The organism is Hymenobacter sublimis, assembly GCF_023101345.1.
GTDB classification, from domain to species: Bacteria; Bacteroidota; Bacteroidia; order Cytophagales; family Hymenobacteraceae; genus Hymenobacter; species Hymenobacter sublimis.
In genome coordinates this window covers 1892557-1904097 of sequence record NZ_CP095848.1, presented here as the reverse complement: position 1 = coordinate 1904097, position 11541 = coordinate 1892557, and the positions used below count along the sequence as shown (strand labels likewise).

13 protein-coding genes are annotated in these 11541 nt (G+C 57.9%); 6 read left to right on the top strand and 7 right to left on the bottom strand.

Annotation, left to right across the window (positions count from 1 at the left end):
* Positions 1-133: 133 nt before the first annotated feature.
* Positions 134-1258: a DNA topoisomerase IB gene (locus tag MWH26_RS08055; protein ID WP_247976796.1), complete on the bottom strand. Its 1125-nt coding sequence runs from the start codon at positions 1256-1258 to the stop codon at positions 134-136.
* Positions 1259-1603: 345 nt separating this feature from the next.
* Here MWH26_RS08055 and MWH26_RS08050 point away from each other — a divergent pair, with 345 nt between their 5' ends.
* Both MWH26_RS08050 and MWH26_RS08045 read left to right on the top strand, forming a co-directional pair.
* Complete coding sequence (locus MWH26_RS08050; RefSeq protein WP_247976795.1) at positions 1604-2416, top strand: M48 family metalloprotease; 813 nt, start codon at positions 1604-1606, stop codon at positions 2414-2416.
* A 150-nt stretch (positions 2417-2566) separates the two neighbouring features.
* Complete coding sequence (locus MWH26_RS08045) at positions 2567-3748, top strand: App1 family protein phosphatidate phosphatase (protein ID WP_247976794.1); 1182 nt, start codon at positions 2567-2569, stop codon at positions 3746-3748.
* A 104-nt stretch (positions 3749-3852) separates the two neighbouring features.
* Here MWH26_RS08045 and MWH26_RS08040 read toward each other — a convergent pair whose 3' ends face one another.
* Both MWH26_RS08040 and mtgA read right to left on the bottom strand, forming a co-directional pair.
* Complete coding sequence (locus tag MWH26_RS08040) at positions 3853-4299, bottom strand: YybH family protein (protein WP_247976793.1); 447 nt, start codon at positions 4297-4299, stop codon at positions 3853-3855.
* A gap of 88 nt (positions 4300-4387) precedes the next feature.
* Positions 4388-5131 (bottom strand): monofunctional biosynthetic peptidoglycan transglycosylase, encoded by a 744-nt coding sequence (gene mtgA, locus MWH26_RS08035; protein WP_247976792.1) that lies wholly within the window; start codon positions 5129-5131, stop codon positions 4388-4390.
* Positions 5132-5262: 131 nt separating this feature from the next.
* Between mtgA and MWH26_RS08030 the strand changes: the two genes are divergently transcribed.
* On the top strand, positions 5263-5898 hold the full coding sequence (locus MWH26_RS08030) for an LON peptidase substrate-binding domain-containing protein (RefSeq protein ID WP_247976791.1): 636 nt from the start codon (positions 5263-5265) through the stop codon (positions 5896-5898).
* Between the two features lie 155 nt (positions 5899-6053).
* Entirely contained in the window at positions 6054-7223 is a 1170-nt protein-coding gene (locus MWH26_RS08025) for a metallophosphoesterase (protein ID WP_247976790.1), read from the top strand.
* Here MWH26_RS08025 and MWH26_RS08020 read toward each other — a convergent pair whose 3' ends face one another.
* On the bottom strand, positions 7224-8141 hold the full coding sequence (locus tag MWH26_RS08020) for a diacylglycerol/lipid kinase family protein (protein WP_247976789.1): 918 nt from the start codon (positions 8139-8141) through the stop codon (positions 7224-7226).
* Positions 8142-8283: 142 nt separating this feature from the next.
* Positions 8284-9060: a M48 family metallopeptidase gene (locus tag MWH26_RS08015; RefSeq protein WP_247976788.1), complete on the bottom strand. Its 777-nt coding sequence runs from the start codon at positions 9058-9060 to the stop codon at positions 8284-8286.
* Between the two features lie 225 nt (positions 9061-9285).
* Between MWH26_RS08015 and MWH26_RS08010 the strand changes: the two genes are divergently transcribed.
* Positions 9286-9480: a hypothetical protein gene (locus MWH26_RS08010; RefSeq protein WP_244696074.1), complete on the top strand. Its 195-nt coding sequence runs from the start codon at positions 9286-9288 to the stop codon at positions 9478-9480.
* A gap of 100 nt (positions 9481-9580) precedes the next feature.
* Here MWH26_RS08010 and MWH26_RS08005 read toward each other — a convergent pair whose 3' ends face one another.
* Positions 9581-10390 carry a murein L,D-transpeptidase catalytic domain family protein gene (locus MWH26_RS08005; RefSeq protein WP_244696073.1) on the bottom strand — a complete coding sequence of 270 codons (810 nt, stop codon included), beginning with the start codon at positions 10388-10390 and terminating at the stop codon, positions 9581-9583.
* Between the two features lie 115 nt (positions 10391-10505).
* On the opposite strand from MWH26_RS08005, the gene MWH26_RS08000 reads away from it, so the two are divergent.
* On the top strand, positions 10506-10910 hold the full coding sequence (locus MWH26_RS08000) for a hypothetical protein (protein WP_247976787.1): 405 nt from the start codon (positions 10506-10508) through the stop codon (positions 10908-10910).
* A 162-nt stretch (positions 10911-11072) separates the two neighbouring features.
* Here the strand turns inward: MWH26_RS08000 and MWH26_RS07995 are convergent, their stop codons facing one another.
* Positions 11073-11480 carry a hypothetical protein gene (locus MWH26_RS07995; RefSeq protein WP_244696071.1) on the bottom strand — a complete coding sequence of 136 codons (408 nt, stop codon included), beginning with the start codon at positions 11478-11480 and terminating at the stop codon, positions 11073-11075.
* Between the last annotated feature and the right edge of the window lie 61 nt (positions 11481-11541).

The window sequence follows — 11541 nt, the reverse complement described above, 5'->3', positions numbered from 1 at the left end:
GTGAGCTAAAAAACTTATTATAAAGCCAAGGGCCTTATTACGCCAGTGCAAGCCATTGTTCCGGTGCTTGTGCTGGCGTAATAAGGCCCTTGGTGCTACGTAGGCTCACGAACTGTTACAGTTCTTCACCGCATCATTTTTTCACCACCTCTAACTCCTGCAGCATTTCTAGCACCATGTGCTCCGTGGGCGTGAGCAGATCATTCTCCGCAGGGTCCGCGTCGTGGCGACGTAGGTAGTCAATGAGCTGGTCGGAATTAAACAGCTCAACTACCTGGGGATGGATGTAGTATTTGGAACAGACCGTAGGTGTATTACCTAGGTTCTCGGCCACGTCCTTCAGGGCGCGCTTTAGGCCCTTGGGCTTCGGGAATTCCGGCTCTTCATCAATAATCCGCTCTAGGGCCTCTACCATCTTCACGGTGCCGCCCCAGGTGCGGAAATCCTTGGCCGACAGTTGCATGCCGGTTACCTCCTGCAAATAAGTGTTTACGTCGCCGGATTCCAGCTCCTCCCGGTGCCCATCGGGGGCGTAGTATTGAAACAGGTGCTGGCCGGGAATTTCCTTGCATTTCTGCACCAGCCGGGCCAGTTTCCGGTCGTGAATGGTTAGGTCGTGAGGTACGCCTTTCTTCCCCACGAAGCTGAACCGCACATCCGCCCCGCTCACCTGCACGTGCTTGTCGCGCAGCGTGGTCAGGCCGTAGGTTTTGTTTTTCTTGGCGTATTCCTTATTGCCAATGCGGATAAAGGACTGATCCATGAGCGTAAGCACCAAGGCTACCACTTTGCGCTTGTCAAGCGTTGGGCGGCCCAAGTCCTTGTACAGTTGCTGGCGTAGCTCAGCCAGCTTTTCCCCGAAGGCCCGCAGGCGGCTAAACTTGGTGAGGGCCCGCGCCTGGTCCCAGGCTGGGTGGTAGAGGTATTGCTTGCGGCCCTTGGCGTCTCGGCCCGTCACCTGCAAATGGGTAGTGGCCGAGGGCGAAATCCAGACTTCCGTCCAGGCGGGCGGAATCACGAAGCCTCGAATACGAGTCAGCGTTTTCTCGTCTTCCACGGCTTCCCCTTTGGCCGTGAGGTAGCGGAATTCACCCTCAGCGGCGGCCTCCCGCGTGATACCAGGCCGGGTATCCGTCAGGTACCGCAGGCCCGCTAATTCCGCCTGCCGGGCCGGGTCTTTGTACAGCACGTGGGCCTCTTCTAGGGGCTCAAGCTTCTTTTTACGGGTTTTGGGGCGGGCAGATAAGGGAGTAGACATGGCAGAATGAAAAGCAGAAACCGGGCGGCCTAGTGCCGCGCTTGGGACCTAGCTGTACGTGGCAAACAAAGAAAGGGTAGCAGCCCCTGCAGCAGCTGGGCCGCTGCGGCTAGTTTCTGCCGTCGGCTGCGCCCGCGCCGCTATGATACAGCCACAGGTAAGGCACCACTACCTCATTTCTTACTAGCTGATCCTCCGGCTGCTAGTACCTGCACCCTGCCTTGGAGCCCGCAAAAAGCAACATGGAGCGGGCGGGCCGCGTTAGCAGGCTACTAGTTCTGGCATTGTTTTTTCTAACTGATCGGCACTGCCCTCCTTTCTCTTTTCTTCTTATATCCGCGTTTTATGCGTCGTTTGCTTTTCAAACCCTGGCTTTTATGTGGCTTGGTAGCCACCCTTGGTACCGTTGCTTCCTCCTGCTCCAAAGATGGGGATGGGGTACTGCTGTTTTCGATTGAAGATGATAAAGCCCTTGGCGAAAAAGTAGCCGCCCAAACCGATTCTACCTTCCGGGCCAAAGGACAGTTGCTGGAGCGCAGCAGCAACCCAACCGCCTACGCTGCCCTCAACCGCATCGTCACGCGCGTGCTCGACAGCGGCAAGCTGCAGTACCGCAACGAGTTTCCCTGGGATGTAAAAATCATCCGGGACGACCAAACCCAAAACGCTTTTGCTACCCCCGGTGGGCACATTTACGTGTATTCGGGCCTGATTAAGTACTTGGATAATGAAACGGAGCTGGCGGGTGTACTGGGCCACGAAATTGCCCACGCCGACCGCCGCCATACCTCGCGCCAACTGCAGAGCCAGTATGGCATTAGTGTGCTACTGAGCTTGCTGCTGGGCGAAAACCAAAACACGTTGGTGGATGTAGCCTCCAGCCTGGGCCAGCTCAAGTTCAGCCGCGACTACGAAACGGAAGCCGATGCGTACTCGGTGGAATACCTGAACGGCACCAACTACTACGCCTGCGACGGGGCGGCCGGCTTCTTTATCAAGGCGGAGAAGGAGGGCCAGTCTGCCACCCCTGAGTTCTTGAGCACCCACCCCAACCCCGGCTCCCGTATCCAGAACATCCAAACCAAAGCCGACCAACTGGGCTGCCGGAACCGCTCGGCCGCCAGTTCCGACTTCACTACCTTGAAAAGCTCCCTCTAACGGGCACCCATTAGTTTATAGCCGGAAAAGCCTTCTGCCCGCGGGTAGAAGGCTTTTTTGTGGCTGATTCTGAGCCACAAGCAGCCAGCTCGGCAACACCCAGGCCCGGGCAGTACGTAGGTATGGTGCTTTACGCTTTCTTTACGCCCGATGCCTCTACTCGACAAACTCAGCAGCTGGGCCGAACGGGCCGACGATGCCCTCACCCGCACCCGTGCCCGCCTGGGCCTGCTTCATCCGCTTCAGCTACTGGCCTATCGTAGCTACGGCACCCCAAACCGCCTCTACGTGAAAGGCCGCCTGCTCACGGACAAGGGCATAGGCGAACCCGACCCGTCCGACTCGCGCTGGAACAACCTGCTGAACATGTACCGCCGCTTCGACAGCAACGAAATCAGCGGAGCCCAGCTCAATGTGCGCCCCTCCGATGGTTCCGACCATTTGGTGGTGACGGATGAGGAAGGCTACTTTAGCCTAAATCTGGAGCCCAAGTCACTCCCCGAGCCGGTTGATTTTTTGTGGTACCCCGTAGATGTGCTCCTAAGCCAGGCACCGGCCCCCTTTCCTACCCCAGCGGGCCTCAACACGCGGGCCATGGTGCTTATTCCGCCCGCCGATGCGGAGTACGGCATCATTTCCGACCTGGATGATACGGTTATTCAAACCTCCGCCACGGACCTGCTACGCATGGCGCGCATTGTCTTGCTGCGTAATGCCCGCTCCCGCCTACCCTTCAAGGGCGTTGCCGAGTTTTACCGGCAGCTGCAGCTAGGCCGTAATGGCAAGCGCAACAACCCCTTTTTCTACGTTAGCAGCTCGCCCTGGAACCTTTACGACCTGTTGGAAGACTTCCTGCAGCTCAACGAAATTCCGCCCGGCCCGCTGTTGCTGCGCGACATGGCCCTCAAGCGCAAGCAAAGCACTGATGCCTCGGAGCACCACGGCCACAAGCTCAAAGAAATCGACAACCTACTGCTGACGTACCCCACGCTACCTTTCGTGCTCATCGGCGACTCGGGCCAGGAGGATGCCAACATTTACCGGGAGGTCGTGCGCCGCCACCCCGGCCGGATTCTGGCCATCTACATCCGCGACGTTAACCGCCCCGACCGCGCCACGCTGGTAGAGCAGGTGTCGGAGGATTTGCGGGCTGACAAGGTGGAAATGCTGCTAGTACAGGACACAGTGCAGGCCGCCAAACACGCCGCCAACACGGGCCTGATCTTCCAGGAAGCTATTCCGGCCGTGGAGCAGGAAAAGCAGAAAGACGAAGCCGCCTCCGACGATACCGAGCTGGACGGCGAAGGTTCCGGCGCCCCAGTGATGCAATAAGTGAAATGGTGAGTTGGTAAAGTGGTAAGTGGGAGGTTCTAACAGCGCCACATCGCGCCTGTTGAACGTCCCACTTGCCACTTTATCATTTCACTATTCTACTTCTAGCTTGAATGGTCCGCCACGACTACCCACTGCCCGGCAATACGGCGAAAGACGAGCAAGAAGTGTCCTTGCAGGTCGCCCTGGGCAGGGCGAGCCAGGTGCCAGCGCCCGATAACCTGGGCAGCATCCGGGCTTAGGGGCTGAATCCGAAGGTTGGAAAAGTCGAGTTGACCCATGGCGGCCGCGGTGGGGTAGCTGCGACGGTAATTGTCGAGGGTAGGCTGCCAGCCGTAGGTTAGGCCGCTTTTGCCGATGAACACCAACGAATCATTCTGCCAGTAGCCCTGCATGAAGCCGGCCACGTCGCCGCGGTTCCAGGCGGCGGTTTGAGTAGCCAGCACCTGCGCAATGGCCTGGCGCGTAGCGGCTGAGTCAGCAGTGCCTCGCGGCGTGGTAGCGCAAGCCGTTAGCAGCGCGCCAGCAGTAACAAGTAAAAGCGGTTTCATGTCCGGAAGATAACCACGCCGGCGAGTACCCAACTACCCTAGTGTACCGGCTTGTGTTTTGCGGGCTACTATCGGGCTTAACTCGGGACTATTTATCCATGAGGGTGCGCACGTAGGTAGTGCCGCCCAGCCGACGCATATTGCGCATGACCCGCTTCTGTTTGGCCCGGGCCTGGGGCCCAGGGTGGGCCGCCCGAAACCGCAGCGGGTTGGGCAATACTCCCGCCAGTAACGCCGCTTCCGCCGGCGTAAGCTTCTTGGCCGACTTATGAAAATACTGTTGTGAAGCGGCTTCTGCCCCAAAGATGCAGTCGCCCATTTCCGCCACGTTCATGTACATTTCCATGATCCGACGCTTGTTCCAAAGGAGCTCAATCAGCAAAGTGAAGTAGGCTTCGGCTGCCTTGCGCACGTAGCTACGGCCCGACCACAGGAACACGTTTTTGGCTACTTGCTGCGAGATAGTACTACCGCCGCGGAGTTGTTTCCCTCCATTGAGGTTCGATTTAGCTGCCTTTAGGAGGGCGTCGCCATCGAAGCCGTGGTGAATCAGGAAGCGCTGGTCTTCGGCCGCCACCAGGGCCAAAGGCAAATGGGGCGACACTTCATCCAGGGTTTTGAAGTCGTAGTCGATGCGCCGGTCGTCTTCCCGGATGCCGTGGTAGCCTAATCCTACGGGCGCATGGGCGCGGCGGTCCAGCATCAGCCAGGTAGCCGGCGGGCTTACCCAACGGTACACCAGCACCCAAGCCACCGACGTCAGGAAGAGAGCAGCGAGTACCTGAAGGGCGATGCGCCCGGCCCGGCGGGCCGCTTGCCTGTAATTCGTCACGAAATCAGCAACTAACGTAAAGTGAAATCTGAAGGCCTGGGCCTCGAAGCAAAAGTAGCAGATTTTAGGGCGTAGGCACGGTTAGCCGACGGTTTGCGCTGACATTTCACGTCCTTTTCGGTTGAAGAAGTATGACTCGTACCCTCGCCCTGTTTCCGCTAAACCTCGTGGTGTTTCCGGGGGAAAAGCTTAACCTCCACATTTTTGAGCCCCGCTACCGCCAGCTCGTGCACGACTGCGTGGCGGAGGGTATCACCTTTGGCATTCCGCCCTACCTCAATAATAGCGTCAGCACTTTCACTACGGAAATGCGGCTGGTGAGTGTGGCTAAAACCTACCCTTCGGGCGAAATGGACATCAAGACCCAAGCCGTTGGGCTGGTCCGCGTGGAGGAGTTCTTTCGGCAGCTACCGGGCAAGCTCTACGCGGGGGCAACCGTTGCCGATCTGCCCGATGACAACACACCCGACCCGGACCTGCACGAACGGACCCGGGCCCTGATTCAGCAGCTCTACGAGATTCTGGGCCTGCGGCGGCTGTTCCTGGACTTACCCACTGATTTTCGGGTGTATGACATTGCCCACAACCTGGGCCTTAGCACGGAACAAGAGTACGAGCTGCTAGAGGCCGCCACCGAAGCCGAACGCCAGCAACGAGTATTTGAACATCTGCTGCACATTTTGCCGGTGCTGCAGGAAACGGAGCGGCTGAAGGAGCGAGTTCGGTTAAATGGTCACTTCAAAAATCTCACGCCTCCCTCCTTCTAAGCCCTTGATTCATCACTGATTATAATTCCTGCAGCATCCTCCTTTCTTGTTTCGCCCCGAACAGGAGCCATCCGTATAGCCAGGAATAGTTCTGTTTGCCCGTGCCACTTTCCTCTCTACTTCTGTATTCACTTATCACCGCTACCCTCTTGCTAATGGGGTGGCTGCTGTACCGCTTCTACCAGGAGCGGCAGTACCGACGACGCCCCTATGTGGCGCCGGCCCACAACAACTGGGCCCAGCAGCCGGTGCCCGCGGAGCAGCCCCTGCACCGGGTGGCCTTGCTCGGCGACCCCGGGGCGGTGGCCACCGACGGCACGGACCCGATTCTGAACTTGCTAACGAGCTGGCAGCAAGAAACCGGTCCTAACGGCACGGTTATCATCCTCGGCGACAATGTGTACCCGACGGGTTTGCCCGCACCCGAGCACCCTGGGCGCGCTGCGGCCGAAGCGCGCTTCCATACACTGTTGGAGGCGCTGGGTCGCTTTCCGGGCCAGGTCGTTCTGCTTAGCGGTAACCACGACTGGAACAAGGGCCGCCCCGATGGCTGGGAATACCTGCGCCGGCAGGAAGCCTACGTGCGGGAGCAGCTGCCCAGGGCCCATTATCTACCGCTAGATGGGCACCCCGGACCCGTAACCCTGCAACTAACTGACAACTTACTGCTCATTGTCCTGAACACGCAGTGGTGGGTGCAGCGCGGGCCCCGGCCAGCCGCCGACTCGAAGGCGCCCTTCCGGGAGCTGCGCCGCTTGCTGGAGGAAAACCGCCACCAGCGCGTTGTGGTAGCTGGGCATCATCCGCTTTACTCCAATGCTCTGCACGGGGGCAAGTTCACGGCCAAGCAGCACGTATTCCCGCTTACCACCGTGTATAAACAAGCCTACGTACCCCTCCCGCTTGTTGGCTCTCTGCTCCCGCTTTACCGGAAAGTAGTGGGTGCGGCCGAGGACATGGCTCACCCGCGCTACCGCAAAATGCGCCGCCGCTTACTCCGCGTTCTGCACGATTTTCCGGGCGTTATATACGCAGCAGGCCATGACCATAACCTCCAGTATTTCCAGTACAAAGGCGGTCATTATCTAGTTAGCGGCTCGGGTAGCAAAACGGCCTTTGTCCAAAAGGGCGGTCGGGCTACGTTTGTGCATGAGCATAAGGGTTTCTTTAGCCTGGAGGTGTACTCTCAGGGTGAAACCTGGCTTCGGACGCTGGAACCCGGTAACGAGGAAGTTTTTCGGCTTCAACTGCACTCCGCCCTACCCTCAAGTCCCGTGGTAACACCCCAGGCAGCCGCACTCAAGCCAAGCACCCCGGCGGCGTAGCTACTTAGGTGTTTGGGAGGGGTTGGCGGGCACCAGCACTTGCAAGCTGCTAGGGTTAATTTCGACTTCTACCGGTGTAGCTACGTGGTGAGGTTCTCCATCAACCTGCACGAGTACCTCCGTTTGCCCGGGCACACTAATGCGGGCCCGGCGGCAGCACAGGCGGCGAGTATAGTCGGAGGCATCAAACCCGTTGGTGTAGAGCCGGTACAGGAGCCCCGGCGCGGCCGAACTAGGAAAAGGCTCAATCAGGCAAATTTCAAACTGGCCATCGTCCAGCTCCCCATCAGGATTGATGATGACGTTGCTACCGAACGTGCTGGCGTTGGCAACCGTGAGCATAAAGGCGGGCCCCTCCCAAGTTTCCAGATCGGTTTCAATGTGGTACGTGGCGGGCTCGTAGGCAACGTACTCCTGGGTAGCAATGCGCACGTAGGCGGCCGGGCCCCGCACGCCACCTTGGTCAAAACGCTCTACTATTAAAGCATTGAAACCTAAGTCGGCTAGGTGAGCCGAGAACATGCCGGCTACCCGCAAAGTGTCCACCGTGCGAAGCTCGTACTCCCAGGTCAGGCGCAAAGCCTGCTCTACCTCCTGGGGTATGCCCAAGTCCTTGGACAAGCCGTTGCCGGAGCCCAGCGGAATGATGCCCAACGGAGTACTGGAGTTTGTTAGCGCTTCCGCCACCAAGCTTACGGTACCATCGCCACCGGCCGCAAATACGGCGTCGAAGCTACGCTCAGACAGGTGCTTGCGTAGGGAAGCTAAGTCATCGGAGCCACTGGTATGGAAAAAGGTAGCGGTGCGGCCTCTCTCCTCGCAATACTGCCTGATGGTGGCCTCTAGGGTGCTCTTATCCACATCCCCAGAAATGGGGTTTAGCACAAATAATAACAAGCGCAGCGGTTGACTAAGCATGAAGTAAGTTACTGGTAAGAATGAGAATTCAGAAGTCGGTAAACCGAAGGACGACAGGCTAAGCGCAAGTAGCCTCCGCTTAAAACGCGCATAGCCGACGGTGAGGTCGGCTATGGCACAAGTATTTCTTTCTGGGGCCCACTTAGGGCTTCAAATTAGCGGGTAGCCCCTGGGGGAAGTCCTCTGCAATGTCGCGCTGCAGCTCCTCAATTCGGTTGCCGGGGTTGGGATGCGTGCTCAGGAATTCGGGGGGGCTGCTACCGCCGCGGTTGGCACTTTCGAGTACTTCCATCACCTGAATCATGGCGCGGGGGTCATAGCCAGCCGCGGGCGTGAAATCAACGGCTAGCCGGTCGGCCTCCAGCTCATCTTCCCGGCCAAAGCGCAACGTCAGCAGCTTGCCCACCATGGCGGCAGCAGCGGCACTAGCGGCCGTGCTGGGCCGCTCCGGGTCGAAGAGGCCAATGGCAGCGGCCCCGGTCAGGCCCTGAGTCAGGCGGGTTTTAGCAATCTGCTCCGCCGAGTGCCGACCCACCACGTGCCCGATTTCGTGCGCCAATACGCCGGCTACCTGCCCTTCCGTTTTAAGGTTTTTCAGCAGGCCCGCCGTGATAAATACCTGGCCACCGGGTAGCGCAAAGGCATTAATGGTATTCTCATCGGCCAGCAAGTGAAACTGAAACCGGTAGGGAGACTGACTGGCCTTCGTGCTCTGCACAATTTGCTGGCCGATGCGCTCCACGGCGGCCCCAGCCTGCTTATCGGGGTGAATGCCGCCGTATTGCTGCGCCATTTGGGGAGCAGCCTGCAGGCCCAGCGCTATTTCTTGGTCGGCTGACATGTCTACGTGCTGCACCTCGCCCGTTACCTCGTTTTTCTGCGTGTTGCAGTAGTACGGGATGAAGGCAAAGGCAGCCATGACCAGGGCTATAATGAAACGAAGATTTCCTCTCATGATTGGTGTAGGGAAAGGAGTGAGTAGGGCGAAAACAGGGCCTAATGGCCTCTAGGGCTTGTAACGCGAAGCCAACAGTAGGGTTGCCAGCCCCCGCGCAGAACCCAAACTCAGCTGGCTCACGTATGAGCCTCTATTCCGGCTTGCCCCGTGGCAGGCTACTCTCCTCCACCGCAACTCGTTTTATTCATGAATCAGAAACGCACCTTCGGCAGCATTCTCACTATTCTGGGCATCATCGGCATCATTGCCGGGGCGCTGGGCTTCCTGCAAATCGGAGGTCTGGGTTTGAGTAAGATGAATTCTCTTGTGCCCTTTTTCGTGGGCTTGATCTTCTTTTTCGCCGGCATCAACCTGGTTAAAACTACCGGCGACCGAGCGTAGATACCCGTTCGATACCAATACCAAACGACACCGCCCCGCTCCTGCACGTAGTCAGAAGCGGGGCGGTGTCGTTTGGTATTTTCTAGTGAAAAAGGGAGAGTTAGCTTACATGAGCTGCCAGTCCCTTGTTGCGCGCAAAGGCATATAAGGCCGAATCCAAATTCAGCCACGCGGAGTGGTAGCCGCTGCTGGCCGGACCGTTGGCAAACAGCACCGTTCCGCCCTTAATGGACCGAACAATAGCCGGCGTCTGGTCCACGGGCAAGGCCGGGCAACCCTGGCTACGCCCCAAGCGCCCGTGCTGACGAATAAACTCCTGGCTAACGTATTCCGCACCATGTACCACCACGGCCCGGCTCAGGGCGTTGGTGTTGTAGCCAGAGTCCACGCCGTGCAGCTTCAGCGACAGGCCATGCTTGCCTTGGTAGGTAGTACCCGTTACATAGAAGCCCAGGCTGCTCATTTCCGAGCCCTCGCGGTTGGAGAAGGTGCGGGCGAATTCTTCGCCCGTGGATTTGCCATGGGCCACCAACGTATGATGAATCAAGCGGCCTTTCGCGACGTCAATCACCCACAGGCGCTTCTGGGTGCTGGAGCGGCTGAAGTCAACGATGGACAAAACCTGGGTGCGGTTGCTGGCTGTTCCGCGCTGCTGCAGGCTGTAAAAACCAATTAGGGCCCGGCGGTACACGTTGAGGGGTAGGCCAGTAGGTGTCAGATTAGCCTGCACATAGGAAAGGGCGACGTGTTGTTCGAAAGCGGCCGTTACGAGGGCCTTTTCCTGGGGGCTCCAAACGGCAGCAGTCGGAGATTTGTCGCGGGAAATGCCTGCCGGCTTAGCTGCCAGCGGCGTACCAATCATCAAGAAGCTAAGAAGTACTGCGGCAACGCCAGTTAACACGTTCGTCATCGGCTAAATCAGTCGGGCGAAGTAAATTGCGGTGGTAAAACCAGTTTTGCTGTTCTGGGCAGATCAAAAATAGCGCTTTTCTTTCACTACCCTTTGGGTCCCAAACTCCTTGCTCTTGCAAACCGTTCCCTGCTTTCTTTCCCGATTCGCCGGCGGCCTTCTTCTGGCCGCGCTGCTAAGCGGTTGCGGCCACGCCCTACCCGACTTCCCCGGCTTCGACTCCGCGGCATGGCGCAAGGATTCCTACGGATGCCAGAGCCGGCGCGCGGCGCTCCTACCCATTTTGGAAAAGCACCGGAACGAGCTGTACGGTGCTCGTCTTAATGACGTAACCTCCCTGCTAGGCCACCCCGATGAGGAAGAACTAGGCGAGCAAAGCGACAAAGTTTACGTTTACTACGTGGCCGCCGGCCAGCAGTGCGCCCCTGGGCATCCTCGCTCTACCCGCTCCCGAGTATTGCTACGTAGCGGGGCCACTGGCACCATTACAGAGGTAATTATTCCCGTAGTAAAGATATAAGTCACTCACCCCCTGTTGAGAGCGGCACCTTTTGAAAGAGGCCACTTCTGGGTTGGGCTCACCTTTCGGTCCGGTCAGCTGATAAACCACAAGGCCGCTCCAGGTTACCTGGAGCGGCCTTGTGATTATAATTCGAGCCAAGCTAGTTGGCTTGAAGGAGAATTAACCTAACCCACCTTCGTTGGAGTTAGCAGGCCCGGTAGGGGTTGAATCACGCTTCTGCTCTTCGCGGAAAAGGCTAAGTTGAGAAGGAGTTAAGATACGGCCACATTCAGCTTCGTACTGGGCTTCCAGCTCGGCTATTTTAGCATTGCGTAGCTGGCCATCTTCAACGTATTGCCACTGAATCTCCTCTAAGCGAGCAAGCTTCACCTTGTTAACCTCACGGAGTTTGATGAATTGAGCCTCGTTCAAGTGCAATTGGGTGCTCATCTGCCGGGTAACTTCATCAACCCGCTCAATTGACGGGTCCGTGTCCCCGGGCCGCTCCGCATATCGGTCCCGCCGCTGAGCAAATGCGGCTGAACTTAGCGTGCCAATAAGTAAGAAAGTGAGTAGTAAGGTTCTCATATGAAAACAAGTAGTCGTGCAGAGATGGAGGTGTTATGCTGGATAAACGATTCTTGTTAAA